This is a genomic window from Halosaccharopolyspora lacisalsi (assembly GCF_014137975.1).
Classification (GTDB): Bacteria; Actinomycetota; Actinomycetes; order Mycobacteriales; family Pseudonocardiaceae; genus Halosaccharopolyspora; species Halosaccharopolyspora lacisalsi.
The window spans coordinates 238,810-265,659 of record NZ_JACGWZ010000005.1; the positions used below are offsets into that span (position 1 = coordinate 238,810).

At 69.1% G+C, this 26,850-nt stretch carries 34 protein-coding genes and 1 pseudogene; 25 read left to right on the plus strand and 10 right to left on the minus strand.

The window, feature by feature from the left end:
• Positions 1 to 22 precede the first annotated feature (22 nt).
• The gene (locus FHX42_RS17760; protein WP_182545537.1) at positions 23 to 415 is read right to left on the minus strand and encodes a DUF2267 domain-containing protein; all 393 of its coding nucleotides are present in this window, start codon (positions 413 to 415) and stop codon (positions 23 to 25) included.
• Between the two features lie 421 nt (positions 416 to 836).
• A complete protein-coding gene (locus FHX42_RS17765) occupies positions 837 to 1,232 on the minus strand; it encodes a hypothetical protein (RefSeq protein ID WP_182545538.1) in 396 nt (131 codons plus the stop codon).
• A 446-nt stretch (positions 1,233 to 1,678) separates the two neighbouring features.
• On the opposite strand from FHX42_RS17765, the gene FHX42_RS17770 reads away from it, so the two are divergent.
• The 3 genes from FHX42_RS17770 (at position 1,679) to FHX42_RS17780 (ending at position 3,537) form a co-directional block, all read left to right on the plus strand.
• Positions 1,679 to 1,921, plus strand: coding sequence for a hypothetical protein (locus tag FHX42_RS17770; protein ID WP_182545539.1), 243 nt, complete (start codon positions 1,679 to 1,681; stop codon positions 1,919 to 1,921).
• 158 nt (positions 1,922 to 2,079) lie between these two features.
• Positions 2,080 to 2,664: a GNAT family N-acetyltransferase gene (locus FHX42_RS17775; RefSeq protein ID WP_328796347.1), complete on the plus strand. Its 585-nt coding sequence runs from the start codon at positions 2,080 to 2,082 to the stop codon at positions 2,662 to 2,664.
• A gap of 18 nt (positions 2,665 to 2,682) precedes the next feature.
• Entirely contained in the window at positions 2,683 to 3,537 is an 855-nt protein-coding gene (locus FHX42_RS17780) for a MaoC family dehydratase N-terminal domain-containing protein (protein WP_182545540.1), read from the plus strand.
• Positions 3,538 to 3,540: 3 nt separating this feature from the next.
• Here FHX42_RS17780 and FHX42_RS17785 read toward each other — a convergent pair whose 3' ends face one another.
• Together FHX42_RS17785 and FHX42_RS17790 are read right to left on the minus strand one after the other, a co-directional pair.
• Positions 3,541 to 3,789, minus strand: a complete 249-nt coding sequence (locus FHX42_RS17785; RefSeq protein ID WP_182545541.1) for a hypothetical protein — start codon at positions 3,787 to 3,789, stop codon at positions 3,541 to 3,543.
• A gap of 105 nt (positions 3,790 to 3,894) precedes the next feature.
• Positions 3,895 to 4,170, minus strand: coding sequence for a GMC oxidoreductase (locus FHX42_RS17790; RefSeq protein WP_182545542.1), 276 nt, complete (start codon positions 4,168 to 4,170; stop codon positions 3,895 to 3,897).
• 71 nt (positions 4,171 to 4,241) lie between these two features.
• Between FHX42_RS17790 and FHX42_RS17795 the strand changes: the two genes are divergently transcribed.
• Complete coding sequence (locus tag FHX42_RS17795; protein WP_182545543.1) at positions 4,242 to 4,997, plus strand: GNAT family N-acetyltransferase; 756 nt, start codon at positions 4,242 to 4,244, stop codon at positions 4,995 to 4,997.
• On the opposite strand, the gene FHX42_RS17800 is transcribed toward FHX42_RS17795, so the two are convergent.
• Positions 4,985 to 5,662: an HAD family hydrolase gene (locus tag FHX42_RS17800; protein ID WP_182545544.1), complete on the minus strand. Its 678-nt coding sequence runs from the start codon at positions 5,660 to 5,662 to the stop codon at positions 4,985 to 4,987. The genes FHX42_RS17795 and FHX42_RS17800 overlap by 13 nt on opposite strands.
• 274 nt (positions 5,663 to 5,936) lie before the next feature.
• Between FHX42_RS17800 and FHX42_RS17805 the strand changes: the two genes are divergently transcribed.
• From FHX42_RS17805 to FHX42_RS17820, 4 genes are all read left to right on the plus strand, one after another.
• Positions 5,937 to 6,896, plus strand: a complete 960-nt coding sequence (locus FHX42_RS17805) for a glutathione S-transferase family protein (RefSeq protein ID WP_328796411.1) — start codon at positions 5,937 to 5,939, stop codon at positions 6,894 to 6,896.
• An 85-nt stretch (positions 6,897 to 6,981) separates the two neighbouring features.
• On the plus strand, positions 6,982 to 7,641 hold the full coding sequence (locus tag FHX42_RS17810) for a diguanylate cyclase/phosphodiesterase (RefSeq protein WP_235987452.1): 660 nt from the start codon (positions 6,982 to 6,984) through the stop codon (positions 7,639 to 7,641).
• A gap of 167 nt (positions 7,642 to 7,808) precedes the next feature.
• Complete coding sequence (locus FHX42_RS17815) at positions 7,809 to 8,618, plus strand: ABC transporter ATP-binding protein (RefSeq protein WP_328796351.1); 810 nt, start codon at positions 7,809 to 7,811, stop codon at positions 8,616 to 8,618.
• The gene (locus FHX42_RS17820; protein WP_182545546.1) at positions 8,603 to 10,204 is read left to right on the plus strand and encodes a hypothetical protein; all 1,602 of its coding nucleotides are present in this window, start codon (positions 8,603 to 8,605) and stop codon (positions 10,202 to 10,204) included. Before FHX42_RS17815 ends, FHX42_RS17820 begins: the two co-directional genes overlap by 16 nt.
• Positions 10,205 to 10,300: 96 nt before the next feature.
• On the opposite strand, the gene FHX42_RS17825 is transcribed toward FHX42_RS17820, so the two are convergent.
• Entirely contained in the window at positions 10,301 to 11,614 is a 1,314-nt protein-coding gene (locus tag FHX42_RS17825; protein WP_182545547.1) for a hemolysin family protein, read from the minus strand.
• Between the two features lie 133 nt (positions 11,615 to 11,747).
• On the opposite strand from FHX42_RS17825, the gene FHX42_RS17830 reads away from it, so the two are divergent.
• Entirely contained in the window at positions 11,748 to 13,172 is a 1,425-nt protein-coding gene (locus tag FHX42_RS17830) for an MFS transporter (protein WP_182545548.1), read from the plus strand.
• A gap of 10 nt (positions 13,173 to 13,182) precedes the next feature.
• On the opposite strand, the gene FHX42_RS17835 is transcribed toward FHX42_RS17830, so the two are convergent.
• Both FHX42_RS17835 and FHX42_RS17840 read right to left on the minus strand, forming a co-directional pair.
• On the minus strand, positions 13,183 to 14,142 hold the full coding sequence (locus FHX42_RS17835; RefSeq protein WP_182545549.1) for a threonine/serine dehydratase: 960 nt from the start codon (positions 14,140 to 14,142) through the stop codon (positions 13,183 to 13,185).
• On the minus strand, positions 14,139 to 14,501 hold the full coding sequence (locus tag FHX42_RS17840) for a hypothetical protein (protein WP_182545771.1): 363 nt from the start codon (positions 14,499 to 14,501) through the stop codon (positions 14,139 to 14,141). The genes FHX42_RS17835 and FHX42_RS17840 overlap by 4 nt, the downstream gene beginning before the upstream one ends.
• Between FHX42_RS17840 and FHX42_RS17845 the strand changes: the two genes are divergently transcribed.
• The 8 genes from FHX42_RS17845 to FHX42_RS17870 all read left to right on the plus strand — a co-directional run bounded on the left by FHX42_RS17845 (position 14,428) and on the right by FHX42_RS17870 (position 20,228).
• Positions 14,428 to 15,771, plus strand: coding sequence for an MFS transporter (locus FHX42_RS17845; RefSeq protein WP_182545550.1), 1,344 nt, complete (start codon positions 14,428 to 14,430; stop codon positions 15,769 to 15,771). The two genes, FHX42_RS17840 and FHX42_RS17845, sit on opposite strands and share 74 nt — an antisense overlap.
• Before the next feature lie 51 nt (positions 15,772 to 15,822).
• On the plus strand, positions 15,823 to 17,724 hold the full coding sequence (locus FHX42_RS17850) for a helix-turn-helix domain-containing protein (protein WP_182545551.1): 1,902 nt from the start codon (positions 15,823 to 15,825) through the stop codon (positions 17,722 to 17,724).
• A gap of 174 nt (positions 17,725 to 17,898) precedes the next feature.
• Positions 17,899 to 18,273 carry a hypothetical protein gene (locus tag FHX42_RS17855; RefSeq protein WP_220480516.1) on the plus strand — a complete coding sequence of 125 codons (375 nt, stop codon included), beginning with the start codon at positions 17,899 to 17,901 and terminating at the stop codon, positions 18,271 to 18,273.
• Positions 18,270 to 18,434 (plus strand): hypothetical protein, encoded by a 165-nt coding sequence (locus FHX42_RS25975; protein WP_220480517.1) that lies wholly within the window; start codon positions 18,270 to 18,272, stop codon positions 18,432 to 18,434. The genes FHX42_RS17855 and FHX42_RS25975 overlap by 4 nt, the downstream gene beginning before the upstream one ends.
• A 90-nt stretch (positions 18,435 to 18,524) precedes the next feature.
• Positions 18,525 to 18,797, plus strand: coding sequence for a hypothetical protein (locus FHX42_RS25980; RefSeq protein ID WP_220480518.1), 273 nt, complete (start codon positions 18,525 to 18,527; stop codon positions 18,795 to 18,797).
• On the plus strand, positions 18,731 to 19,198 hold the full coding sequence (locus FHX42_RS25985) for a hypothetical protein (RefSeq protein ID WP_220480519.1): 468 nt from the start codon (positions 18,731 to 18,733) through the stop codon (positions 19,196 to 19,198). Before FHX42_RS25980 ends, FHX42_RS25985 begins: the two co-directional genes overlap by 67 nt.
• Before the next feature lie 14 nt (positions 19,199 to 19,212).
• Positions 19,213 to 19,701: a hypothetical protein gene (locus tag FHX42_RS17865; RefSeq protein ID WP_182545552.1), complete on the plus strand. Its 489-nt coding sequence runs from the start codon at positions 19,213 to 19,215 to the stop codon at positions 19,699 to 19,701.
• Positions 19,698 to 20,228, plus strand: coding sequence for a DUF3558 family protein (locus tag FHX42_RS17870; RefSeq protein WP_182545553.1), 531 nt, complete (start codon positions 19,698 to 19,700; stop codon positions 20,226 to 20,228). Before FHX42_RS17865 ends, FHX42_RS17870 begins: the two co-directional genes overlap by 4 nt.
• Before the next feature lie 388 nt (positions 20,229 to 20,616).
• Here the strand turns inward: FHX42_RS17870 and FHX42_RS17875 are convergent, their stop codons facing one another.
• Positions 20,617 to 20,844, minus strand: a complete 228-nt coding sequence (locus FHX42_RS17875) for a hypothetical protein (RefSeq protein WP_182545772.1) — start codon at positions 20,842 to 20,844, stop codon at positions 20,617 to 20,619.
• A 123-nt stretch (positions 20,845 to 20,967) separates the two neighbouring features.
• On the opposite strand from FHX42_RS17875, the pseudogene FHX42_RS26755 reads away from it, so the two are divergent.
• From FHX42_RS26755 to FHX42_RS17890, 4 genes and pseudogenes are all read left to right on the plus strand, one after another.
• Positions 20,968 to 21,168 (plus strand): annotated as a pseudogene (locus FHX42_RS26755) (helix-turn-helix domain-containing protein); the annotation flags it as partial.
• Between the two features lie 63 nt (positions 21,169 to 21,231).
• Positions 21,232 to 21,813 carry a DUF5753 domain-containing protein gene (locus tag FHX42_RS17880; protein WP_235987524.1) on the plus strand — a complete coding sequence of 194 codons (582 nt, stop codon included), beginning with the start codon at positions 21,232 to 21,234 and terminating at the stop codon, positions 21,811 to 21,813.
• Positions 21,810 to 22,007, plus strand: a complete 198-nt coding sequence (locus tag FHX42_RS17885; RefSeq protein WP_182545554.1) for a DUF397 domain-containing protein — start codon at positions 21,810 to 21,812, stop codon at positions 22,005 to 22,007. The genes FHX42_RS17880 and FHX42_RS17885 overlap by 4 nt, the downstream gene beginning before the upstream one ends.
• Before the next feature lie 184 nt (positions 22,008 to 22,191).
• The gene (locus tag FHX42_RS17890) at positions 22,192 to 22,524 is read left to right on the plus strand and encodes a putative quinol monooxygenase (protein ID WP_182545555.1); all 333 of its coding nucleotides are present in this window, start codon (positions 22,192 to 22,194) and stop codon (positions 22,522 to 22,524) included.
• 118 nt (positions 22,525 to 22,642) lie between these two features.
• Here the strand turns inward: FHX42_RS17890 and FHX42_RS17895 are convergent, their stop codons facing one another.
• Complete coding sequence (locus FHX42_RS17895) at positions 22,643 to 23,290, minus strand: TetR family transcriptional regulator (protein WP_182545556.1); 648 nt, start codon at positions 23,288 to 23,290, stop codon at positions 22,643 to 22,645.
• Between the two features lie 242 nt (positions 23,291 to 23,532).
• On the opposite strand from FHX42_RS17895, the gene FHX42_RS17900 reads away from it, so the two are divergent.
• From FHX42_RS17900 to FHX42_RS17915, 4 genes are all read left to right on the plus strand, one after another.
• Complete coding sequence (locus tag FHX42_RS17900; RefSeq protein WP_182545557.1) at positions 23,533 to 23,754, plus strand: hypothetical protein; 222 nt, start codon at positions 23,533 to 23,535, stop codon at positions 23,752 to 23,754.
• Positions 23,755 to 24,116: 362 nt separating this feature from the next.
• Positions 24,117 to 24,872, plus strand: coding sequence for an SDR family NAD(P)-dependent oxidoreductase (locus FHX42_RS17905; protein WP_182545558.1), 756 nt, complete (start codon positions 24,117 to 24,119; stop codon positions 24,870 to 24,872).
• 97 nt (positions 24,873 to 24,969) lie between these two features.
• On the plus strand, positions 24,970 to 25,971 hold the full coding sequence (locus tag FHX42_RS17910) for an aldo/keto reductase (protein WP_182545559.1): 1,002 nt from the start codon (positions 24,970 to 24,972) through the stop codon (positions 25,969 to 25,971).
• A 23-nt stretch (positions 25,972 to 25,994) separates the two neighbouring features.
• Positions 25,995 to 26,831, plus strand: coding sequence for an amidohydrolase family protein (locus FHX42_RS17915; RefSeq protein WP_328796412.1), 837 nt, complete (start codon positions 25,995 to 25,997; stop codon positions 26,829 to 26,831).
• Positions 26,832 to 26,850 lie beyond the last annotated feature (19 nt).

Consider the following 26,850-nt stretch of genomic DNA (forward strand, 5'->3'; position numbering starts at 1 on the left):
TGGCGCGGGGCCGCGGGGGTCGTCATGTCAGCTCGGGGTGGTCGAACAACGGCGCGTAGCCACTCGGAAGCTGACTGAGCAGCTGGTTGAGCTCACCACCGGTGATCCCCTCGGCCAGCGTGGTCAGGACCGCACTGGCGTCCCAGCGGGCGGCTTCGGTGCTGGCGGTTCCGAGCTGCCTGGAGACCTCGCGCAGGAAATCCTCGATGCCCACCTGCACACCGCCGCTGTCCGCCTGAACGGTCAGCACCCCGGAGACCTGATCGGGTACCTGGGCGGCGAGGTCCTCGGCCTCCCCACCCCCCAGGCGCACACCCAGCACGGCCAGCACGACGCGTACGACGCGCTCGGTCTCCTCGCGCGTGTCGTACTCGCCGCTGTCGCGGACCCGTGCCAGCAACTCGTCGTGTTTCACCGCTCACCTTCCCCCGGCTCGTCTCCCGGTTCGGACAAGGACTCGGAGCGCGTGCTCGACCCCGAAACTTGATGTCCCGGAACACTCTGTTCCTACCCGGCTGCGACAGCGCGACAAACACGGCGCCACCACCGCGCGATCGGACGGTGGTGGCGCCGTGGAGGTGCGAAGCACGTTCGCGGAGCTGTGTCGTTGTGGTCAACCGGTGTGTTCGGCGTCCGGTGAGACCCGACAACGGGCGCCGCAGGCGTGGCAGACCAATAGGTCGGTGAGTCCGCGGGCGAACTCGTGCGGGCTGTCCTCCTCCAAGGCGTGTTGTCCGCAAACCCGGCAAGCCGGCCCCGTGGGCGGCGCCGGCGATGTTTCGGTCCTGAGCGAGGACAGGTACTCACGGGGATGAGGGATCATCAGCGGGCTCCTTTCAGTCGGGTGGTTGCCGCGGGCGTGGGGTGGTCTCGGCCCTGAGGTGCTCCACCGTGGGGAGGCGTCCGATACGGCCGCTCTCGGGTGTGGCTGTCACGACCTCGTCGACCGAACCGGCGTAGGTGAACCGGTCGGAGACCTCGATCAGTCCCAGAAGGCGCTCCACCGCGGGACTGGAGATCACTCGCAGGTGTTTACCGTGAATCCAGTGCCGGGTGGCGGCCTCCAGCAGGGCGACGGCACCCGTGGTGCCCGGAAGCTCACCGCCGACAGATCCGGCACCGCGCGGAGTCGGACCAGTCGTCGACGAGTCGGGAATCGACCACAGCGGGACCGTCCCGCCTCGTTCCTCGCTCGCGGCCAGTGACTTCCGCGCGAGGAACCGGCTGTTCACCCAACCAGCTCACGAATCAGAGTAGCAAAAAGTCCGACGTGGACAAGCCCGTGGAGGTGATGGCTCGGTCACACTGCAGTATGAGAATGGGTACTCTGCGTAGTTGGGTGGCCTGCGCCGGGTGCGGATCGACGCACCACCCGCGATGTCGACAGTCCCGCCTGCACCATGGGCCGGGCCGCCGAGGTGCACGGAGTCGCCCCGGCCGCCCGCGTGCGCGAAATGCTCGACGAGAGCGGGACGAGCATGCTGGTGGTAGCTTGCCGGCTGGCCAGGTTGGAAGCCGACCTGCACGCTGCCCACCAACGCATAGCCGAACTCGAAGAGCATTCCCCGGGCAGGCATCGACTGACCCGTGCTGCTGTCCGCGCCCGCACGACCGACCGGTTTCGCGACCGCACACGAGCACCGCCGCTCCGGAGCCGACACGGGAAAGGAGTCCGCCGATGATGCGCCACCGCCGTGAGGACACGGGGTTCGAGCCCGCTGCCGAAGCCCCGCCCACCGATGTCGTCGAGCAGCACCAACCGACCGACCCGCTCGATCTCGCCGAGACCGGGACCTCTCCGGCCGCGCCCCTGGAGGCCGATCCCGCCGACGCCGCCGAACAGGACGAGATCGTCGCCTTCGACGACGAGCTCCGCACCGAGGGCTCCGCGACCGGGTCCGGACCGGAAGGGCCCGTCTGAGCCACCGGTCACCGGAAAGCGGTGAGTTCGAAGGTCACCGGCGTGCTCTTCTCGGCGGCGACGTCGGGGCTGCGGTGGCTGGACGATGTAGCGGAGTGATCGCCGGACTGCTCGGAAATCGTTGGACACGCCGCGGATTGCGCGGCGAGTATCCGTCGGTGACTGATGCAGCTGATCGCCGGGGACCGATCGCCCGGAGCCCGAAGCGTGTCCGCTTCGCCGTGCTGTCCGGCGAAACGATGTCCGCTCTGCTGGGTGGAGACCTGGCCGAAGCCGGTAGAACGGCCGGGATCGCGCTGCCCGAGTACTTCGCGACCGACAGAGCACGGTGGCTGTGGCGGTTTCGGCTCGATCAGATGGCCACCGATCCCGGCCGTGCGCGGTGGATGGCGCGGCAGGCGGTCGTCGGCGACGAGGGACTCGTCGTCGGGCACGCCGGATTTCACGGACCGCCCGACGAGGTCGGCGTGGTCGAGATCGGCTACTCCGTCGCTCCCGACTTCCGCCGCCGGGGCTACGCCCGGCCCGCACTGATCGAGTTGTTGCGGCGGGTCGCTGCCGAACCTGCGGTCAAGACCGTGCGGGCGGCGATCAGTCCCGACAATGTGGCCTCCCTGGCCACGATCTCGGGCTTCGGTTTCGCCGAGGTCGGAGAGCAGTGGGACGAGGAGGACGGCCTCGAACTCGCCTTCGAGGTCGTGTCCCCGGGCGGCGCGGGCTTCGGTTTCGCCGATCGTGCCTGAACCGGGAGAGGAGGAGCGGTGTCTGACCTCGAAGCGTCACTGAAGGGGTGGGATCCCGACCCGGTGACCAGCAGCGATGCGCTGTCGCCCGACCCGGCCCTGGCGCTGGCGGCGGTGCTGGAGACGCCGCGGCCCTTCCTCGTCGACGGGGAGCTCCCCCCGCTGTGGCACTGGGTGTACTTCCTGGATTGGCCGGCGCACGGTGACCTCGGCGCGGACGGGCACCCCGCGCACGGACGTTTTCTCCCACCGGTTCCGAACCGGCGGCGCATGTTCGCGGGCGGGCGGCTGACGATCACCCGACCGCTCCGGGTGGACGGTGTCGCCGAACGGACCTCGTCGTTGTCGCACGTGGCCGTCAAACGCGGTCGCTCCGGGGAGATGGTCTTCGTTACGGTCCGCAGCGAGTTCCGGCAGGAGGGCGGCCTCCGGATGGTCGAGGAGCAGGACTACGTCTACCGCTCGGGGGAAAGCGAGACCAGGAGTTCGTACGCCACGGCGCCGCGGCAGTGGCCGGAGGCCGCGGCCGCCTGGCAGCAGCGTTTCACCGGCGACTCGGTGCGACTGTTCCGGTTCAGTGCCCTGACCGCCAACGCGCACCGCATTCACTACGACGAGCCGTACGCGCGCGAGGTCGAGCGCTATCCGGGACTGGTGGTGCACGGTCCGCTGCTGGCGATGCTGATGACCGAACTGGCACGCCGGAATCGTGCCGAGTCGCCGATCTCGACGGTGGATTACCGGCTGCGCCGTCCCGTGTTCGCCGGAACACCCACCCTGGTGACCGGTACTCCTGACGAGGACTCCGCCGAGATGACCGTGCTGTCCGCTCCGGACACGGTCGTCGCGCAGGCGAAGGTGGGTTTCGCCTGACCGTCAGGTCGGGAAGTCCTCGAACCCTCCGTGGAAGGTGGCCGCGCGCTGGGCGGCCTGCTCCCGCTGCCGCCAACGTCGTGCGATCTCGACGGCTCCGTCCCGTTCGGCACGCTCGGCACCCCAGCGGGCCAGGGTGGCGCACTCGTCCCACAGGCGTACTCGCTCGACGACGTCGGTCTGCGCGGTGGCCTGGTCCGCCACGTGGTGATAACTCGCTTCCAGCTGCGTGCACCATTCCGGACGTGTCATCGTCGTCTGCTCCCGTCCGCGTGTCCTCGGCGGTGAACCGGGCACCGCCGCGCCACGATTATCGAACTTGCGTTCGATTAGCGTGGAAGCATCGACACGTCGCAGTCAAGAATTTTCCGAGTCCATCCCTCGAACGAGGTAATTTCCCGAGAAGCGGACGAAGAACACACCCGCTCGCTGCGACGCCCCGACTTCGTGTCGTCGGTTTTCCCGACCTTCCGACCGGTGCTCGCGTAGCGCTCGCCGCGCGTGTCGGGCGCAGTGTTCGGCCAGGGCCATGATGGTGGGGGCGGTGTCGGCGGCGGGCAGGGTCGGCATGGCGGAGGTGTCGATGACGTGCAGACCTTCGACGCCGTGAACGGCCCCGGCCGGTGATACCACCGCTCGCGGACTGGTAACCGCTGACGGTCTGCCGCACCATCTCGGCGAGCCCTTCGAACGGAGGAGAGCCGGTGCTGGTCGACCCGGAGACGGTGCAAGGTCTGCAGGAGCGAGTGGGCAGGGCGCTGCCCGCCGAGCACGTCGAGTACGTCGGTGACTGGTGGCTGCGCCGTTCGGTGAGCTCCTCCTGGTGGGTGGGAACGGTGCTGCCGCACGGCTCGGCCGGTCGCGAGGAGCTGATGGGCGGGATCGCGGTGGCCGAGAGGTTCTACGCGGACTTCGGGGTGGCGACGAGGTTCCAGATCAGTCCGGGTGCGTGCCCGGGCGACCTCGATCCGGTCCTGGCGGAGCGCGGCTACCGTCGCCACAGTCCGATGTCACTGCGTACGGCCTCACCCGAGGAGGTCCGGGCGCGGGCACGACCGGGAGGGCTGAGGATCCAGCTGAACGAAGTCCCGACGACGGCGTGGTTCGACGTCTGGTACGCCGTCGGCGGCCGTGGCAGCGATCCCCGGGCCGAGTGGGACATGCTCCGCCGGGTGGATCGACCGAGCGTGTACGCCAGTGCGCTGCGCGGAGACGAGGTCGTTGCGGTGGGCCGCTCGGTCGTCGACGACGGTTGGGCGGGAGTGTTCAGCATGGCGACCCTCCCGCGGGCACGGGGTGAGGGCGCGGCCCGCGACGTGCTGGTCTCCCTGGCCGACTGGGCGAGCAGCCGAGGAGCGGACGGCATGTACCTCCAGGTCGACGGCGGCAACGACCCGGCGCTGCGCCTCTACGGCAGCACGGGGTTCACCGAGGTGTGCGGCTACCACTACCGCGGCTGAGGGGCCTCGGTGGCCTCGGACAGGGGCGTGTCGTCCAGGGCGTTGATCAGCTCCGGAAGGGATTCGAACACGGTGTCGGCGCCCGCGTCGGTGAGTTCGGCGACGGAGAAACCGCCGGTCCGCACGGCCACGGTCGGTACGTCGAGCTTCGCGGCGGCGCGGCAGTCCCACACCGAGTCGCCGACGAGGACGGCCGAGGTTCCTCCGACCTTGGCCAGCGCGGCGTGGATCAGGTCGGGGGCCGGTTTGGTGCGCTCGACGTCGTCCGAGGTGACCCGCGCGTCGGCGACGCTGTGAGCCTCGATCAGCGAGAGGGAGCGCTCGGCGTGGGCGCTCAACCCCGAGGTGGCCAGCGCGAGGCGAAAACCCCGGCTCCTGACGTCGGCGAGGAGGCGGTGCGCGTCTCCGAGCGGACGGACTTCGGCGAGGAGAGCGTCGAACTCGTCCGTGTGCGCCGCCCGGAGCGCGGAACCGTGTTCGCGTTCGATCCGGTCACCGGCGACGTGGGACACCAGTTGGTCCCCACCCATGCCGACCGCCCGGTGGAGGTGCCAGATCGGCAGGGTGATGTCGAAGCGGCGGAAGGCGCGGAACCAGGCCAGGGCGTGGTGGTAGTTGGTGTCGACGAGCGTTCCGTCGACGTCGAAGATCGCGGTGTCGGGCACGGGAGCCTCCGGCGCGGGCGAAGCTTCGCACTTTCGGCCAGCGTATCCGTTCCGCTGCCGGTGCGCAGGTACGTGGGAGCGCCAAAGCACGGCGGTTCTTCCCGATCCCCGGGCGAGTCGTGGGTTCGCGAAGTGGTCGGTCGCGGAGGACCGACGTAGGCTCGCACGTGTGAGCGAGACTTCCAAGACCGCACCGAGCACCGAAAGCACCGAGCGCGGCCAGGACGGGGACCACTCGGCCAGGGGTGGGGAGTACACCCGCGACACCAACTACATCGCGACCCGTGTCACAGCCGACGGGCGCGACGGCTTTCCCGTCGAGCCCGGCCGGTACCGGCTGATCGCCGCGCGGGCCTGCCCGTGGGCGAACCGGGCGGTCATCGTTCGGCGGTTGCTCGGGCTGGAGGACGCGATCTCGCTCGGCCTCGCGGGTCCGACGCACGACTCCCGGTCGTGGACGTTCGACCTCGATCCCGGTGGGCGCGACCCGGTCCTGGGGATCGAGCGCCTGCGGGAGGCGTACTTCCGGCGCGACCCGAACTACTCGCGGGGGATCACGGTCCCCGCGCTCGTGGACACCGCGACGGGCGCGGTGGCGACGAACGACTTCGCGCAGCTCACGATCGACCTGTCGGAGCAGTGGAGCGACCATCAGCGCGAGGGTGCTCCCGACCTGCTGCCCGCCGAGCACCGGGACGAGATCGACGCGATCAACCAGCGCGTGTTCACCGAGGTGAACAACGGCGTGTACCGGTGCGGCTTCGCGGGGGGCCAGGCCGCCCACGAGGAGGCGTACGAGCGCCTGTGGACCGCGCTCGACTGGCTGGAGGAGCGCCTGAGCGACCGGCGCTACCTCGTCGGCGACTCGATCACGGAGGCCGACGTGCGCCTGTTCCCCACCCTGGTGCGCTTCGACGCCGTCTACCACGGGCACTTCAAGTGCAACCGCAACAAGCTCACGGAGCTGCCCGCGCTGTGGGCGTACGCGCGGGACCTGTTCCAGACCCCCGGATTCGGGGACACGGTGGACTTCCAGCAGATCAAGGAGCACTACTACCTCGTCCACCGCGACATCAATCCCACCGGGATCGTTCCCGTCGGACCCGACCTGTCCGGATGGGTCGCACCGCACGGGCGCGAGGCGCTCGGCGGACGACCGTTCGGGCACGGCACACCACCCGGCCCCGTCAACGAGAACGAGCGGGTGGAGCCGGCGCACACTCCGCTGCCCTGATCGGATCGCGCCTTCCCTGCGGGCTGCCACGGCGTGTGCCAGTGTGCCGGAGAGGTGTTTCGTTCCTGGTCAGGAAGGCGATGTGATGCGTCGAGCTCCCTTGTCCGGTTTGCGGCGGGCCGTGGGCCCGCCGCGGCGGCAACCACGTCCCCTGCGGATCCCGCACCGCGCCGTCGACGTCGAGAGCGCGACGCTGCGCTACCTGCTGTACGGACTGCTGCCGGCCTGGTTCGTTCCGGCGGTGCTGGACTGGTACCAGCACCGACGCACCGACATCGAGCACACGGCGGGCACGCGGGAGTCCCTGATCCACGCGCTGATGATGACCGAGGTCGGCGTCCCGGTCATGGTGGCCCTGACCTGCGAGATCAACCCGCTGGTGCTGACGCTGATCGCGGCCGCGATCGCGGCCCACGAGGCCACGGCCCTGTGGGACGTGTCCACGGCGGTCGACAGCGGACGCGACGTGCGTCCGTGGGAGCAGCACATCCACAGCTTCCTGGAGTCGATGCCGTTCATGACGAGTTCGGCGTTGCTGTGCCTGCACTGGGAGCAGGTGCGGGCGCTGCTGGAGCAGGCCGATCACCCGCGGGCCTGGCACCTGCGGTGGAAGGCCCGTCCGCTGCCGAAGGGATATCTCGCCGCGGTCGGCGCGGCCATCACCTCGGCCATCGTCCTGCCCTACGGTGAGGAACTCCAGCGCTGCCTCAAAGCCTCCCGAAGCCCACGTCCGGTCCCGGCATAACCCGCGACCGGCGCCGCCTCGGCGCGTCCCCGGGTGGTGCGGCCGTGACGCATCCCCGATACGGATCTCCGAAAACCAGCCCCTGTGGGGGTGCCGGGCGCGATAGCCTTCCCCGGGAGATCAATCCTGCGGGGAGAGGACCGCGCCGACGGCATGGGAGTGAGAGCGTGACCGAGTTTTCCGGTGGGCCGGAGCTGATATCCGACGGGGAGGCACCCGCCACCGCCACCGCGTTGCGGTTGTCCGGGTTGTACAAGGTGTTCGGTTCCACGACGGCCGTGGATCACGTGAACCTGGAGGTGCCGAGCGGCTCGTTCTTCGGGCTCGTCGGCCCGAACGGTGCGGGAAAGACCACCGCGCTGTCCATGGCCGTAGGACTGCTGCGCCCCGACGGGGGCCGTGCCTCGATCTTCGATCACGACGTGTGGACGGACCCCACGCGGGCGAAGTCGTTGATCGGCGTGCTGCCGGACGGGCTCTCGGTGCCGGAACGGTTGACCGGCCGCGAGCTGCTGACCTACACCGGGCGGTTGCACGGTCTCCCCACGAGCGTCGTGACCCAGCGCGCCCAGGAACTGCTGAGCGTGCTGGAGCTCACCGACGCCGAGCGCACGATGATCATCGATTACTCGGCCGGGATGCGCAAGAAGATCGGGCTGGCGATGGCGCTGCTGCACGGTCCGCGGTTGCTGGTCCTCGACGAGCCCTTCGAGGCCGTCGACCCGGTCTCGGCGAGCACCATCCGCACCATCCTGGGGCGCTTCGTCGAGTCGGGGGGTGCCGTCGTGCTCTCCAGTCACGTGATGGCGCTGGTGGAGCAGCTGTGCACGCACGTCGCCGTGATCACCCAGGGGCGGGTCATGGCCGCCGGTGACGTCGATTCGGTGCGCGGGCAGCAGAGCCTGGAGCAGGCGTTCATGCACATCGTCGGTGGCGGCACCGGCGGCGGGGAGGGACTGTCGTGGCTGGCGTCCTGATCGCGATGAAGCTGCGCGTGCTCAGCCACTCGCTGCGCGGCGGTGCGCAGGTGGTGCCGCTGGTGCTGGGGGCCGTGTTCGGACTGATGCTGGCGCTGGTGAGCCTGTTGAGCGGGCTGGTCGAGTTCGTGCGGCCCGGTGCCGCGGTCGACCTGCTGTCCGCGCTGTTCGCGGTGTGGCTGATCGGCTGGGTGCTCGGTCCACTGGTGAGCGGTGGCGCGGACGATACGCTGCGCGCCGAGCACTTCAAGCTGCTGCCGATACCGCCGCGCGGACTCGCCCTCGGCTTGTTGGCCGCGAGCTTCGTCGGCGTTCCGGCGGTGGTGACGCTGCTCGCGTTCTCGGGCATGGTGGTCTACGGCGCGCAGCTCGGTGGGTTGCCGGCGCTGGTCGGTGCCGTGTTCGCCGTCCTGCTGCTGTTCGGCGTCGTGCTGCTGTCCCGGGTGCTGCTCGGCGCCGTCGGCGCGCTGATGAGCTCGCGCCGGGGCCGCGATCTCGGCATCATCATGGTGACACTGCTGGCCTTCTCCGGAGTGGCGTTCAACTACGCGGCGAACACCCTCGCTCCCGCCGTCATCGAAGGTCGAGCCACCGGGCTGATAAGCGTGTTGCACGCATTGCCGAGCGGCTGGGGGCCGGTCGCGGTGCGCGCGGCGGCCGCGGGGAACTGGATCCTGGTGTTCGGCTTGGGACTCGGCCTCGTGGCGTTGATCGCGGTGCTGCTCGCGCTCTACGGGAAGCTGCTGACCCGCCGCACCACCGTCGCGGTCTCCTCCGGAAGCGGACCGAGCCGCACCGAGTCGCGCCGTGGGGCGCTCCGCGGTCTGTTGCCCGACACGCCGATCGGTGCGGTCACGGGCAAGGAGCTGCGACTGTGGTGGAGGGACAGCAGGCGCAGGATGATGCTGATCACCGGTGTCATCATCGGTGTGGTCATCATCGTCACGCCACGGATGAGCGCTCCGGAGTCCCAGTCCGGCGGTGCCGGGATGCTGCCCTACCTGGCGCTGTTCGTCGTGGCCTTCTGCTGCTTGCAGGCCGGCAATCTCTACGGTTTCGACGGCAGCGCGTTCTGGCACACGCTGTCCGTTCCGGGTGCGGTGCGGGCCGACGTGCGGGGTCGTCAGCTCGCGTGGTTGCTGGTCATCGGCCCGCTCGCCGTCCTGCTGGCCGTCGCGCTGCCGCTGATCACGGGTAGTCCCGGGGCGCTGGTGTGGATGTTCGGGCTGTTGCCGGTGCTGCTGGGCGCGGGGTCCGGGCTGGTGCTGCTGATGAGCGTGTTCGCCGCGTTCCCGATGCCCGATCAGCGCAAGAACTCCAATCCGCTCTCGGCGGGTGGTCGTCCCGGTTGCGCGCGGGGAGCTCTGCAGCTGGCCATGGGTGGTCTGCTCGTGCTCGTCGCGGTTCCCCCGGCCGCGCTGTTGATCGCGGGCACCGTCACCGACAGCGCGTTGCTGCGCTGGCTGGCGGTGCCGGTGGGGTTGGCCGTCGGCGCCGCCACGAGCTGGTGGTGGGGCGGGCTGGCGATCAACCGCTTGCGGGCGCGCGGCCCCGAGCTGCTCGCCGAAGTCGGCAAGACGCTCTGACCGGGGATTTCGGGCCGGGTCGTGGTCGTCGGCTCGGTGGCACCGTGGCTCCGGCCGAACACCGCGACAGGACGACATCGGTGTGGCCGATGCGCCCTACCGCGATTCGTCCTCGGGGTGCCGACGCAGGAGTACCGAACTGACGGTGGACCCGTCGTGGTCCTCGACCGTCGCCCGCCAGGAGCCGATCGCGAGGTCCTCTCCGGGATCGGGAACGCGGCCCGCCGTCTCGGTGAGGTAGCCGCCCAGGGTGGCCTCCCGGTGTTCGGCCACGTCGAGGTCGAGCTTGGTGCGAACCGCTTCGAGGGGCGCCGTGCCGGGGACGCGAACCGAGCCGTCGGACAACCGTTCGACGTCGCGTTGCTGTTCGGTGTCGTACTCGTCGCGGATGTCGCCGACGATCTGTTCGAGGATGTCCTCCAGGGTGAGGATGCCGACCGCGGTGCCGTGCTCGTTGTCCAGCAGGGCCATGTGCTGGCGCTGTTGTCGCAGTTCGGTGAGCAGCTCGTCGAGCAGCACGACCTCCGAGGTCCGAAAGATCGGGGTGGCCAGCTCGGAGAGCTCCGGGGGAGCGTCGTCGATCAGCGAACCGAGCAGGGACTGGACGTGGACGAAACCAGTGGCGGTGTCCAGGTCACCGGCGGGCTCGCACAACGGCAGCCGGGTGTGGCCGCTGCTCACGGCCGTGCGCGCGGCTTCGGTGAGCGGTTGCTCGGCGGTCAGTGTGCGAATCCGTGGGCGCGGAACCATCACCTCCCGCGCGCGGCGGTCGCCGAAGGAGAACACCCCTTCGGCGAAGACCCGCTCCTCGGGGTCGAGGATGCCCTCGCGTTCGCTCTGCCCGATCAGGGTGCGCAGCTCGGCCTCGGTGTGTGGCGAGTGACCGGCCTCGCTGGCCGGAGGGATTCCGAAGGGCTTGAGCACGGCGTTGCCCATGAGGTTGAGCAGGTCCACGACCGGCTTGGTCAGCAGGTAGATCACGCGCATCGGCGGAGCCAGCACCAGCCCGGTGCGTTCGGTCCGGGCGATCGCCAGGCTCTTCGGGGTCAGTTCGCCGAGCACGACGTGAAAGACCGACACGATGGCGTAGGCCAGGGCGAAGGCCAGGGCGGTCGCGGCGATGCCCAGCCACGTCCCCCCGCCGAACAGGGACTCCAGCGCGTGGGCCACGGCGGGCTCGGCCGTGATGCCCAGTCCGACGGAGCAGACGGTGATGCCCAGCTGGCACGCCGACAGGTACGCGTCGATGTGGCGCACCGCGTGCTGGAGGGAGCCCGATCCCCGCGCGCCGCGATCGACCAGGTCGTCGACCATCGTCGACCGGGCGCTGGTCACCGAGAACTCCACGGCCACGAAGAAGAAGTTGCCCGCCAACAGCAGTACGGCGGCCATCAGTTGCACGAGCTGCATGACAGCAGTGCTACCCGTGATCGGCGATCACTATGTTCCCCCCGCCCGCGGGTGCCGGAAGGCTCGGTGACCACGGATCGGGGCTCGTGGTCCCTTGTCGCAGTACGACCGTCACGGTGAGACGGTGTCACGGGTGACTCGCCCCGCCCGCTTTCTCCGCGCAGGTCCGCTGAGCTCGCCACCGGGCTGGTTGGTGCTGGCGAGCCTGCTGGTCGCGGACACGGTCTACGGATTCCAGCAGACCGCCATCACCCCGGCGCTTCCCGTGGTGCAGCGCGACTTCGGTGCTTCGCGGGAGTGGACCACCTGGGTGTTCTCCGGATACCTGATCACCGCCTCGGTGATGCCGATCTTCCTGGGCAAGATGGCCGACCGCTTCGGCGGCAGGCGGGTGTTCGTGGCCGCCCTGACGGTGTTCCTGCTGGGCAGCGTCACGGCGGCTGTGGCGCCCTCGATCGGGATGCTGGTACTGGGCCGGATCGTCCAGGGAGTGGGCGGGGTCGTGTTCCCGCTGAGCTTCTCCCTCGTCCGCGAGCACCTCCCGTACCGGCAGGTGCGCAGGGGGATCGGGATGCTGACCGGAGGATTCGGGCTCGGCGGGCTGGCCGGCTTCAGCCTGGGCGGGGTGATCACCGAGTTCGCCCACTGGCGGTGGGTGTTCGGGGTGGGGGTCATCGTGCTGGTGCTCGCGATCGGGCTGGTGTGGCTGGTCGTGCCCGCCGACTCGCCGCGCTCGACGGCGAGTCTGGACATTCCGGGGGCGGTGCTGCTCGGATGCACCATCGCGGCGCTGATCGTGGCCCTCACGGAGGGTCCGCAGCAGGGTTGGACCGCTCCGCCGGTGCTCGGCATGTTCCTGCTGATGGTGCTCGCCGCCTGCGGCTGGGTCGTTCGCGAGCGGCGCACCAGCGAGCCGCTGATGGATTTGCGCGTGGCGACCTCCCGGACGGTGCTGCTGACCAACATCGCCGCGCTGTTCGGCGGGTACGCCGTGTTCAGCGTCAACATCCTGCTGCCCTTCCTGCTGGAGGAGACCGCGGCAGGTCCCGCGCGGACGGGGTTCGGGCTGGCGGCGGGACCGCTGCTCGCCGGGATCGTGTTGCTGCCCCGCGCGCTGGGTCAGTCGGTCGGCGGGCCGATGACCGGCCCGCTCTCCCGACACCTCGGACCGGTCGCCGTCTTCGCGCTCGGCCTGCTGGCTCAGGCGGTCAGCACCCTCGGGATGGCTCTGTGGCGCGGGCAGACGTGGATGCTGATGCTCGAACTGGGCGGGCTGGGCCTGGGGTTCGGGATCAGCATCAGCGCGGCGGGCAGCATCGTGGCGCTGGCCACGGTCGCGCAGTCCGGCATCGCGACCGCGCTCAACTCGGTACTCCGGCGGGTCGGGGGTGCCGTCGGGGCGCAGATCGCCACGGCACTGCTGACCACGATCACTCTTCCCGGCAGTCACGTCCCGGCGCCCGTCGCCTTCACGGTCGCCTTTCTCGTGGCGGCGGGCTTGTCGCTGATCGGCGCCGGCTGCGCGTTCCTCGCCCTGCCACTGCGGCGAGGCGGTTGACCGCTCCCGGTCATCCGGAGCGGATGGGCTGGACGAGATCGGTGGGGTCGGTGTTGGCGCCGCAGAGGACGACGGCGATGCGTTCGCCCTCCCGGGGCCGGTAGGCACCGGAGAGCAGGGCGGCGAGGGCGGCTGCGGTGCCGTGCTCGACGACGAGGCGATGTCGTTCCCAGAGCAGAGTGCGTGCCGCGACGATGTCGTCGTCGTCGACGAGGACCGATTCGACGCCGGTCCGAGCCGCCACCGCGTGGGCGATGTCGCCCAGGCGGCTGGCCCCCAGGGAGTCGGCGGCGACCCCGGAGACCTCCGCGTCGACCGGTTCACCGGCGGCCAGGGCCGCGTCGAGGGTGGGGGCGGTGCGGGGTTCGACGCCCACGACCCCGGAGTCCCCCTCCAGGGCGGCCGCGACCCCGGCCATGAGTCCGCCACCGCCGACGGCGAGCAGGACGGTGTCGAGCTCGCCGCGGGTCTGTTCGAGGAGTTCCCGGCCGAGGGTGCCCTGACCGGCGCAGATCTCGAGCTGATCGTAGGCGTGGCAGAACAGGGCGCCGGTCTCGGCGGCGTGCTGGGTGGCGGCCTCGTAGGCGTCGGCGTACTTCCGGCCAGCTCGTACGACGTTGGCGCCGAGCTCGTCCAGTTTGGTCACTTTCACCGCCGGTGCGGTTTCCGGGACGTACACCTGCGCGGGAACACCGTGCTGCGCGGCGGCGTGGGCCACGGCCAGGCCCGCGTTGCCCCCGGAAGCGGTCACCACCCCCGCGTCGGTCAGGTGTCCTTCCTCGGCCGCGGCCAGGATGCGGTTGAACGCACCGCGTGCCTTGAACGAGCCGGTGTGCTGCAGCTGCTCGAGCTTGAGCCAGACCTTCGCCGCGGGCGCGAACGTCGCCGGATCGGCTTCGACCAGCGGAGTCGTGCGGAGATGGTCGTGGACACGAGTGGCGGCGGCTGCGACGTCGGACGGAAGGATCATGTTTCCAGCATGACCTCCACGAGGGCGTCGGCACCAGCGAGGTGGGGTGGGGATTTCGGAGCGGCGGTGATGTCGGAAGGACACACCTGTCTGCGTTCGAGTGTGTTCGGCATACACATAGGCGTGAGGGCTGTGAGGTGGCTAACGTGTCTCGGTATGTTCGAGGACTCCGCGACGAGCTCGGCGGTATCGCTCACGCCGTCGACCCGGACGAACCGGATGCCGTCGCGCCCCTGGAAGGGGTCCACGAGAACTCCCGAGCCTCCACGGAAAAAGCGGTGACCCATGAGCCACGGTGAAAACCCGCCACAACGCTCGATCGTTCGCATCGTGGGTGCGAGCATGATCGGTACGACCATCGAGTGGTACGACTTCTTCCTGTACGGCTCGGCCGCGGCCCTCGTGTTCAACGTGCTGTTCTTCCCCGCGGGCAGTCCGCTGGTCGGGACGCTGCTGGCGTTCTCCAGCTACGCGATCGGGTTCCTGTTCCGCCCGCTGGGCGGGTTGGTCTTCGGCCACTTCGGCGACAAGCTCGGCCGCAAGAAACTCCTGATCATCAGCCTGCTGATGATGGGCGGGTCGACGTTCGCGGTCGGACTGCTGCCCACCCACGCCACGATCGGCCTCGCCGCGCCGATCCTGCTGACCCTGCTGCGGGTCGTGCAGGGCTTCGCCCTCGGCGGCGAATGGGGCGGTGCCGTGCTCATCGTCTCCGAACACGGCGACAGCGCCCGGCGGGGGTTCTGGGCCTCCTGGCCGCAGGCGGGCGTGCCCTGCGGAAACCTGCTGGCCACCGCCGTGCTGGCGGTGTTGGCGACCGTGCAGTCCAACGAGGCCTTCCTCGCCTGGGGCTGGCGAATCCCGTTCCTGCTGTCGGGGCTGCTGGTGCTGGTCGGTCTGTGGATCCGGCTGTCGGTCAGCGAGTCGCCGGTGTTCACCGCCGCCGCCCGCAACGCCGAGCAGAGCACCGAGCCGGAACCGATGCCGATCGTGCGGGTGCTGCGCTACCAGTGGCGCGAGGTCCTGATCGCCTCGGGCGCCCGGTTCGCCGAGAACGTGTGCTACTACGTCATCACCGCGTTCGTCCTCACCTACATCACCACCTCCCTGCAGCTGCCGAAGAGCATGGCGCTCAACGCGGTGCTCATCGCCTCGGTGGTGCACTTCGCGGTCATTCCGATGTGGGGAGCGCTGTCGGACCGGATCGGACGCAAGCCCGTCTACCTGCTCGGATCGATCGGAACCGGGGTGTGGACCTTCGCGTTCTTCGGTCTGCTGGGTACGGAGTCCTTCGCGCTCATGACCCTGGCGATCACCGTCGGACTGATCCTGCACGGCGCCATGTACGGCCCGCAGGCCGCGTTCATGTCGGAACTGTTCGGCACCCGGGTGCGCTACTCGGGCGCCTCGATCGGGTACCAGCTCGCCTCGGTCGTGGCCGGAGGACTGGCACCCGCCATCGCCACGGCACTGCTGGCCGCCTTCGACAGCTGGCTGCCGATCGCGGTGTACGTGGCGCTGGGAGCGGTGCTGACCTCCACGGCCATCCTCTTCGCCACCGAAACCCGGGGCAGTTCCCTCGACGACTCCGACGCCGGTGAGAAACCGGGCGTTCCGGCGAGTCGGTGACGGCGAGCCCACCTCCCACCGAGGCCGTTCCGCGCTGCCACGATGAGCGGCATGGCGGACCCGGCGGAGTACCTGCTACGTCTGTTCGAGCTGCTCGCGGGGGACGGCACCGGTGAGGAGCTCGCGCAGGTCCCGGCCGCGGCGCGCAGGGCGGGCACCGACTCGGCGGAACTGTCCCGGATCGAGCAGGCCAGTGCCCTCGCGCTGCGGCTGCGGCACACGCTGACCGAGCGCCGTCGCCGCGAGGCCGAGCTGGAAGCCCTGTTCGACACCGCCGGTGACCTCGCGCGGGTCCGCGACGTGGACGCGGTCCTGCGCGCGATCGTGCACCGCTCCCGCAAGCTGCTGGGCACCCACGTCGCCTACCTCAGCCTCAACGACGACACCGCCGGGACCACCTACATGCAGGTCACCGACGGCTGCGTCTCGCCGCTGTTCCAGCGGGTGCGGTTGGGCATGGGCGAGGGCCTGGGCGGTCTCGTGGCGCAGCGGGTCCGGCCCTACGCCACCCCCTCCTACTTCGACGACGAGCGGTTCGACCACACCGAGGCCATCGACGCGGCCGTGCGCGACGAGCGGTTGGTCGCCATTCTCGGCGTCCCGCTCAAGGTCGGCGGCTCCGTGATCGGTGTGCTTTACGCGGCCGAACGCGCTCCGCGCGAGTTCTCCTCCGAGGAAGTGGCTCTGCTGGCATCGCTGGGTGACCATGCCGCGATCGCCATCGACACGGCGCGCCTGCTGGAGGAGACCCGCAGCGCCCTGGACGAGCTCAACACCGCGCACGAGACCATCCGCACCCACAACGAGGCGATGCTGCGTGCCGAACAGGCCCACGATCGGCTGACCGACCTGGTGTTGCGGGGCGGCAGCGTGTCCGACGTGGCGGGTGCGGTCTCCGAGGTGCTCGGTGGCGGCATCCTCGTCCACGACGCCGCGGGCACGGAGCTGGCCCGCATCGAGACCGAGTCGCTGCCCCCACCCGCCCCGGCCGTCCAGCGTTCGCGCACCAGCGGGCGAGCCGTGCCCCGGGAAGGATCCTGGATCTGCGCCGTGCTGGCCGGTCCCGAGCTGCTGGGCAGCCTCACCCTCGTCGGACGTGAGGAGATGGCCGATGCCGACCGGCGGCTGTTCGAGCGGGCCGGGGTCGTCACCGCCCTGCTGTTGCTGCTGCAGCGCTCGACCGCCGAGGCGGAGGACAAGGTGCGCGGGGCACTGGTCACCGACCTGCTCACCACCCCCGAGCGGGACCGGGCGAGCCTGCTCGCCCGTGCGCGGCGCATCGGCGTCGACCTCACCGCCGCCCACGCCGTGCTGACGGCGCACGCGGACGCGGTTCCCCGCGAGCGCCTGGCCGCCGCGGCCTCCCGTTACGCCACACGCGCCGGGGGGCTGGCGGGGACGCACGGCCAGCGCGTCGTGCTGGTGTTGCCGGTCGGCGACGCGGGCGCTGCCGCGAGCGCGGTCGCGCGGGAACTGCACACGACCCTGGGCAAACCGGTCACCGTCGGTGCGGCGGGGCCGTCCGAGGGCATCGACGCGCTCGTCGACACCCACGCCGAGTCCACCCGCTGTCTGGAAGCGATGTTCACGCTGGGCCGGTCCGGGGAGGGCGCGGCCCTGTCCGAGCTGGGATTCCTCGGGGTGCTGCTCGGGGATCGCGCCGACCTGGCCGGCTACGTCACCGACACGCTCGGTCCGCTGCTGGACTACGACGCCCGGCGGGGAACGGAGCTGGTGCGGACCCTCGAGACCTACTTCGCCTGCGGCGGCAATCTCACGCGCACCGGTCGGAGCCTGCACGTGCACGTCAACACCGTGACCCAGCGACTGGAGCGGATCGCGGCTCTGGTGGGGGAGGACTGGCACCGCCCGGAGCGCGCCCTGGAGATCCAACTCGCCCTGCGCCTGCACCGCCTGACGAAGACGAACACGCCAGCGGGAACACAACTTTAGGGAAAATTGTAAACCCCCAAGCCGCTTTTACCAGTTATTCCGGGATGTTGAGCCACCCGCGCGGTGCCTTCTTCGTTCCTGCGGTCAGCGAATCGGGGCGAACTTTGCAAACGGCCCCAGCCGTCCCAACCGGACTGCTAGCGTGCACCGACCGCAGACGATCAAGGAGCGAACATGACGGACAGCGGCGCGGGGTTCGCCGTCGACCTGTATCGCTTGGACAAGGTCGCCAAGGACTACCTGCCGACGGTGGCCGGTGTCTACGACAGCGCGATCGGCAAGTGCCAGGGTGGGGAAGCGGCGCTGGGTGAGATGTCCAAGGTGCCGGATCAGTTCCACGGCTCAGGCGGTCCGGTGTCCAGTGCGTACGGTCAGTTGAACGGCGCGATCGTCGACGTGTTGAAGTCGACCAAGACCAGCTTGGACGAGACGGCGAACGCTCTGCACGAGGCGGTGAGTCTGCATGCGGCTACCGATCAAGGCGCCGCGGACAGGATCGAACAGCTGATGCAGGAGAGGGGCACACCGAAGCCGGAGGGAACACCATGAGCTACGACCGGCTGATGCAGGACGCGAAGCAAATCGAGAAGAGCGCCGCTGAGGCGGAATATATCCAGCGGCTTCGTCTGGCTGGAAGGGCGGGGGCGATGGCCGTTGATCGAGGAGAAATAGAGGCGAAGTACGAGAATTGCGCTCAACCTCTGTTCTAGCCGTTCGCTCGGATTCCCGATCCGAGTTCGTGTCAAGGGTTGATCGGCGATTTGCACAGTGCCATGAGTTCGCTCTCCCAGAATGCGCACATGACAGACCCGATCTCCGGGAAGCCTATCGGTGCGAACGCGGATATGGAAGAGATCGGGACGGCGGCCGACAGTCTGAACGGTTGGAGTGGTGCGGCCGCGCATGCGTTCAAGACCAAGTTCCTCGATCCGTTTCCCGCGATTGCAAGTAACCGGCTTCTTCTTCTGGGGATCATGAAAGGCGCGGTCGAAGCGGATCAGGAGCTGTGGATGAGCGCGCGCGAGGATATTGCCAATATTGCAAAAAAACACTTCATGCGCTGGACAACGTGAATAGTTGCAGCAAGGCCGATCTCGAGTTCACGTTGTCGGTGGTTAGCGCGGTGGCGGCGGTCGGGGCCATACCGTTCACCGCTGGTGCGTCGATGACCTTCGCGGTAGTGGGCGCGGCTTCAGCGGTGGGAGGTGCGGCACAGAAGGGTTACGAAGCGGTGGAGGGAAGTGGCGGGTCGGCGGAGCAGGTCGTGAGCTCGATGAAAGATGCGATCGACAAGCTCACCGGTCACATCAGCGAAAAGGAAGGTCAAATCGCCAAGGCGCTGAACGGTTATGCCGGCGAGGTCAATCAGCAGAAGAGCAAAGAGGATTCGCCCTTCGTTTCTGCGCGGCCGAAGCTTGCCGGTATGGAAGGAACCGAGCTGACCAGCAGCGCAGGTGTCTGTGGTCACGATTAGGAGGAACGAGAAAAGTGGGTGAGCTGGCCGAACGGTTGGACGGCATTCGAGTGCGGGTGAATGCCCCGGGCGCGGACATCAAAGCCGAGCTGAACAACCGCACCGATTTCACGCTCTCGTTCGGTGAGAGCGTGTACGAGTTCATCGATGAGCGTGCCTTGGAGCGGGCGCTGGCGAGTCTGGCTCGCCTGTTGTACGCGGGGTGGCAGCGGCAGTACCGGGAGGCGATCAGTGATACAGGATTGGACATTGATCCGAACGATCAGCACGACTTCAATTTCCAGGAGGAGTGCCGCGCGGTTGAGTCGTACGGCGAGTCCGGCGACGGCCGCGTTGCGTTGTCCGTTGTAGGCATGGACGAATTCACCGCGCAGATCAAGCGTGGTACTCAACGTGAGCTGCGTGAAAGTGAATTCGCCGCGCGGGCCACCGAGGCCGCCGCCCTTTTGGTCGAGGATTACCAGGTAAAGACGAGTGAGTTGAAGGTGCGGTACTACGGATGATCGGGCGTGCGTTGCGGGTCGCTGCTGTGTTGATGGTGAGTCTTGGGTTGGTGGCGGCGTGTGGTTCCTCGGACAGGCCCCGCGAGCTGTCGATGGGTGATGTGAAACCGTGCGACCTGATCTCCCAGTCCTCCTTTCAGCAGATACAGGTAAGCACGGAATCGCAGAAGCTTGATTCCGTACCGGGTGTCGATACGGAAGGGAACACCTGTTTTTATCGCTTGCGCACCGGAAACACTGTGTACGTCAGCGCGATAACGAATCATGGAATCGACCGATGGACGAACAGTTCGTTCGAAGATGCGAGGTCCCAAGACATTCCCCGTGTTCAGGGGTTTCGCGCGATCAAGGTGTGGTTCGACAGCGACCGTCCGGACCCGGACCACAAGTGCAGGATCTACGTTGACGTGGCGGGCGGTCAGTCGCTGAGAGTCGAGGTTGGCGAAACCGTCAATGAGGAGGATCCACCGACCTGCGACACGGCGCGCCGGTTCGCCGAAGCGGCGATGAAGTCACTCGCCCACTGATCGCGGTTGGTTTGAGCTGCGTCGATATCTAGTGAGAAGTGGCGGCGAGAGTCCCATGACGCCCGGGTGATGTCATGGGACTCTCACCGTCTGTAGCTTGCTGGTTTGGGCCCTGTGACCAGGTGTGATGTGGGCACTCGGAACCGGAGTCACGGTTTCGCGCGGAACTGGCGAGACTCTGCGTCCAGGTCGTGGCTCGGCCAGGCCGGGACGAGCGTCCGTCGTCGCGTGGGGGCGTTGGGGATCCTGTGTCGGCCCGTACCGGGACGGCAGCATGGTCGTGCGCAGGAGCGAGGTCCTCTTGCTGCCTTGTCCTCCCCGATCGCTGCGTGCCACAGCCAGATTCCGAGGGCGAGGGATGCTGTGATCACCGCGATCCGGACCACCATCAGCGGGGTCGTGATCGTTCCTCGGTGGCCGGGGATGTTCCGGTGCAGGTTTCCTCGTGGGGGTCGAGGATCGCGTCGTCGGGTTCGTAGTGCCCGCACCGGTAGCACGAGTGCGACAGCCGGTGGTTGTGCTGCTCCCGCGTCTCGTCGGGACGGCGCTCCATGTGCGAACGCCACCCCGGCCGGTAGACCCTGACTCCCGGTTCGATCTCCACGTGCCGACCCATCACTGTCTCCTGTCACTTCTGGTGCTTGTGGTTCTGTACCAGCTTGATCAACGGAACCAGAGGAGGCAATGCCTCGTTCGAGTGATCCTTGATCTCAGTGCACATCCGCTTATGCTGTGGTGCATGGCTGGTACCACCCCGAAGGCGAGAGCTCTTGGCGCTGAGCTCCGAGCTGCCCGCGAGGCGGCAGGTCTTGGCTTGCGTCAGTTGGCCACGCAGCTCGAAACGTCGCACGCGACGGTGTCGCGATGGGAGAACGGGCAACGAGCTCCGAAGCCGGAGGAGGTTACTGCCTACCTCGCCAAAGTGGGTGGCTCCGCCGGGCAGCGGGAGCAGCTGGCGGAACTGGCGAGGAACCCGGAAGGAGCGCACTGGTTGTCCGTGGGGATGCCGGAACAGCACCGGCAGCTCGCGGCCCTGCTGGAGATCGAGCGGGAATCGACCCGGCTCATCACTGTCTCGCCGCTGCTGATTCCGGGCCTTCTCCAGACGGCGGAGTACGCGCGCGGGATCATGACGGCTGGCGGTGTGCCGACTTCCGAGATCGACACGCGGGTCGCGGTTCGACTGGGGCGTCGCGATGCCATCAACCGCAAGGATCCCGCACAGCTACGCGCCTTCATCGGTGAGGCGGTGCTCAACCAGTTGATCGGTAGTCCCGAAATCATGCTCGATCAACTTCGGGAGTTACTGAAGTACGCGGATCAGGCCAATGTGGAAATTCGGGTCATTCCCGCTCGCTGTGGATGGCATCCGGGGTTGGAGGGTCCGTTCGATCTCGTCGGGTTCGACGACCGAACCTCCGTCGTGCATCTGGAGAACCGGGTGTCCGGGCTCTTCCTGCACGAGCTTGACGAGGTAAAAGCCTATGAAAGCGCCCTGGATAGAGTGCAGGAGGTGGCGATGAGCCCGGAGGGCTCGGTCGAGCTCATCGCCGATGTCATCAACAGGATGGAGACGACATCATGACGGTACCGCAGTCCCCGGACAACTGGCGTAAGTCCAGTCGGAGCACGAACACTTCCAACTGCGTCGAGGTCGGGCGGGTCGCCGCCGGTGCGGCGGTGCGCGACACCAAGGATCGCGGCGCCGGTTATTTCACCACCACCGGTGCGCAGTGGTCGGCGTTCGTGGCCGCGATCAAGGCCGAGCGCTTCACCTGATAGGGATGGGGTGCTCGGCTCCGCGTCCGGGGCCGACCACCGTCGGCACGGGTATCGTCGTCGAGGACGATCTCGCCCTTTCAGCGGGTGAGCTCGCTGCCGACAGCCAGTGTGCCGGGCCGCGGCGCGTCTTCGGACGTGCCCGCGAAGCACCGAAAAACCGACCCATCGACCGAGGACCATCATGATCTTCATTACCGCCAAGTTCGACGTCCGGCCCGAGTACGCCGACCAGTGGCCCGAGATCGTCCGGGACTTCACCGAGGCCGTCCGCGCCGAGCCGGGCTGCCTGTGGTTCGACTGGTCCCGCAGCGTCGAGGACTCGGCGCAGTACGTGCTGGTCGAGGCCTTCCGCGACGGGGACGCGGGCGCGGCCCACGTCCAGTCCGATCACTTCAGGGCCGCTCAGCAGAAGCTGCCGCAGTACCTGGTCCGGACTCCCCGGGTCGTCAACACCTCGGTCGACCAGGACGACTGGGACCTGCTCGGCGAGATGGAGGTACCGGAGCGCGGCTGAGCCGCCGGAGTCCTCGGTGGACGGTGCTGCGCACCGTCCACGCCACTCGCTCCCGGGAAGCTCAGTGATCACCACGGGTGACGGGGGGTGTCGCGTTGGTCGAAGACCTCCGACGCGGTCAGTCCCGGGAGACGGGAGCCAGCCACAGCCCGGTGATCGCGTCGATCAGGCCCGTGCCCGCCTCGTACCAGCCGGCCCGTGGTGTGGGGGTGCCCTCGGCGAGGGCGCGTTCCCGCTCGGCGCACATGTGCACCATCAACTGGCTGGCCATGTCGTAGCGTTCGGCCTGCACCTCGGACGGCAGCTCGGGCAGGCATCGGTCGAGGCCCTCCAGGACCTGGTGCAGCGACGGCGCGCTCAGCGCCTCGTCGACCATGATGTCGCGCAGGGCCGGGTCGGTCATCACCTGCGCGCCGAACCGGGCGAACCACGTGGGGTTGCCCAGCGCCGCCAGGTGATCGGTGGTCGGGCGCACCAGGCAGCTCACCCAGTCACGCACGTCCGCGGTGTCGCCGACCTGCTCCACCATCCGCACGCGCAGTTGTTCGGTCGGCTCGGCGTGCCGGTGCGCGATCGCCTGCACGAGCTCGGCCTTGGTGCCGAAGTGGTAGCCGACTGCCGCGTTGTTGCCCTGCCCGGCGGCCTCGCTGATGTGGCGGTTGGACACGGCGTACACGCCGTGCTCGGCGAACAGCTGCTCCGCGGTGGTCAGGATCCGCTGCCGCGTCGCGGTGGCTCGCTCTTCCCGGGCCGTCCTACTTGCCATGATCACCACCGTACCGGGAGTTCTCGGAGCCCACCGACGGTAAGGCCCTCCGTTCCGCTCCAGTGTCTCCGGGCCGGGAGTCGGGCGGTTCGTCCACCTGTTCGCTGTCGGCACGGTACACCGCGCATTCTCCTCGAAACCGACCTCGGGGACGAGAGCAGTCGACCATCCCTGTTAGGTTCAGTCAATCAACTGACTTAATAATGTGGTCGCACGTACCCGTTCCCCGCGGAGGTCGCCCCGTGTCCCAAGCTCCGGTTCGCCCCGATGCCACCGGGCGATCCGCTCCGTCGCGGCCGACCACCGTCGTCGTGGTGCTCGCCCTGTCGGGCATCGTCGCCGCGCTGATCGTCTTCACCATCGCCGCCTCCCTCTCCCGGCACACCCCGGAGGCCGCTGCGGCGAAGCACTCCGGCGCTGCGACGTCCCCCTCGCCCGCCGAGGGCGTCGAACAGCGCGGCTGAGCGATGTTTTCCTGTCGGGCCGTTCGGCTGAAAGGTACCTCCCGGCATCGTGGTGGTCGTGGTGAACGGACCGTTCGGGCGGTGTGAGTGCCAAAACGGTCCGTTCACCCTTTGGGACAGTGGTCCGGACCCTGACGACGACCCCGGCCGGAAAACCTCGCTGAGCGTTTCCGGGCGCGGCACCGAGCTTTTCGCCGGATCGGTCCGGAGGATTGCTGCGTTCGGGGGTAGGAATTGCGGATTCCGCCGGGCGAGAATACGTCGGTCGGCCGAGCGGTGAGTTCCTCGTCCCCGTGATGTGATGACGGGGAGGACGGCTACCGCCCGTTCGGCCGCCGAGCCCGATCGCGAAGGGACCGTTGATGAGCAAACCCGACTTCGAGGGTCTGGCCGCCGTGGTGACCGGGGGTGGTTCCGGGATCGGGCTCGCGGTGGCGTCCACGCTCGCCGATCGCGGAGCCGCTGTCGCGTGCCTGGACGTCGATCCCTCCGGCGCCCCGGCCGGAGCGCTGGGGGTGTCCTGCGACGTCACCGACGAGCACGCGGTGACCGAGGCCGTCGAGCACGTGGTTCGACGGCTGGGCGGTTTGGACGTGCTGGTCAACAACGCGGGAATCGGAGCCCAGGGGTCCGTCGAGTCCAACTCCTACGAGGAGTGGAACCGGGTCTTCGACGTCAACGTGCTCGGCCTCGTCCGGGCGACGCGGGCGTGCCTGCCGCACCTGCGCGCGTCCGCGTCCGCCGCGATCGTCAACACGTGCTCGATCGCGGCGACCGCCGGGCTGCCCCAGCGCGCCCTGTACAGCGCCAGCAAGGGCGCGGTGCAGTCGCTGACCCTGGCCATGGCCGCCGATCACGTGACGGAAGGCGTCCGGGTCAACTGCGTCAATCCGGGCACGGTGGACACTCCCTGGGTGCGCAGGCTGCTGTCGACCGCGGCCGACCCGGAGGACGAGCTCCGGGCCCTGCGGGCGCGCCAACCCACGGGCCGGCTCGTCACGGCCGAGGAGGTGGCCGGGGCCGTGGCCTACCTGGCCGGCCCGGATGCCGGAGCCACCACGGGCACGGTGCTGGCGGTCGACGGCGGTATGAACGGGTTGCGACTGCGGAACGAGTGACGCGCGCCCGGAGGACGGTGACCCGGAGGTCTCCGATGAAACGAAGCGCCCCGCGCACCGAGCTCGGATTCGACGGGGAGTCGGCGGGGGAGTCGTCGTGAACCCGGTTCGACTGGGCCGGTCCGGGGTGTTCGTCAGCGCACTCGGCTTCGGGAGCGCGGCGATCGGCAACCTGTACCGGGCGGTGGACGAGGAGACCGCTTTCGACGCCGTGCGAGCGGCCTGGGACGCGGGAGTCCGCTACTTCGACACCGCACCGCACTACGGGCTCGGCCTTGCCGAACGCAGGCTCGGCCGCGTCCTCGCCGAGCTGGGCCGCGACGAAGCCGTGGTCTCGACCAAGGTCGGCAGACTGCTCGTGCCCACCCCGAACCCACGCGGTCGCCGTGACGACGCCGGTTTCGACGTTCCCGCCGACCACGAGCGGCACTGGGACTTCAGCGCGGACGGAGTCCGGCGATCGCTGGAGTCCAGCCTGCGGCGGCTCGGCACGGACCACGTCGACGTGGTCCTGCTCCACGATCCCGACGACCACTGGAACCAGGCCGTCGAGGAGGCGTACCCGGCCCTGCACGAGTTGCGTCATCAGGGGGTGATCGGCGCGATCGGGGTCGGGATGAACCAGGTGCGGATGCTGGAGCGCTTCGTCGTCGAGACCGACGTCGACGCGGTGATGCTCGCCGGGCGCTACACCCTGCTCGACCAGTCCGCGCTGGAGGGCATGTTACCCGCGTGTCGGCGGCGCGACGTCTCCGTGCTCGCGGCGGGAGTCTTCAACGGAGGACTGCTCGCCGTGGACGATCCTCCCGCGGACGCGATGTACGACTACGCGACGGCGCCGGAGGAGATCCGCGCCCGGGCACGGCGCATCGCCGAGGTGGCGCAGCGGTACCGGGTGAGCCTGCCCCAGGCGGCGTTGGCCTTCGCGGCGGGACATCCTGCGGTGGCCGGCGTCGTCGTGGGTGCCCGCTCGGGCGAGGAGATCACCCGCGATGCCGCTCTCCTCGCCCGGGGAGTTCCCGGCGAACTGTGGCGCGAGCTCCGTGAACGGGGACTGCTCCGCGCGGACGCTCCTTTGCCGGGAAGTGCCGCGCAGTGACGGGAGGAGGTATCGCCACGATGATCGTCGACGCGCACCATCACCTGCTGGATCCCGCGGCGCGGGAGTACCCCTGGATGGTCGGCCCCGCGGCGGCCCTGCGCCGCCGCTGCACGGTGGACGAGCTGCGGCACGAGGCCGGGGCGGTCGGGGTGGACCGGACGGTGCTGGTGCAGACGGTCGCCGATCTCGACGAGACCCGGGAGTTTCTGGCGGTCGCCGACGGCAGTGGTGGCCCGGTGGCCGGAGTCGTCGGGTGGGTCGATCTGACCGCTCCGGACCTGGACGAGACCCTGGCGGGATTGCGCGCGGCTCCTGGTGGCGAGCGGCTCGTCGGCATACGGCACCAGGTCCACGACGAACCGGATCCCGACTGGCTGACCCGGCCCGACGTGCTGCGGGGCCTCGCGACGCTCGCGGAGCACGGCCTCGCCTACGACCTGCTGGTCCGGGTGCGGGAGCTGCCCGCCGCCCTGCGGGCGGCACGGTCGCTCGAGTCCCTGCGGTTCGTCGTCGACCACGCCGCGAAACCCGACATCGCCAGTGGTGCCGTCCGGCCGTGGGCGGACGGGATGGCCGAACTGGCCGCACTGCCCAACGTCACGTGCAAGCTCTCCGGACTGGTCACGGAGGCGTCCTGGCGCACGTGGACCGTGGCGGACCTGCACCCCTACGTCACCGAGCTGCTCGAGTCGTTCGGCCCGGCACGGTTGCTGTTCGGCTCCGACTGGCCGGTGTGCACCCTGGCCGCGACGTACTCCGAGGTTCTCGACGCCGCACGCCGGTGCCTGTCGGCGCTGTCTCCCGCGGAGTCCGCGGCCGTGTTCGGGGGCAACGCGATCGACGTCTACCGGATGTGACAGCGCTCCGCGTCACGCA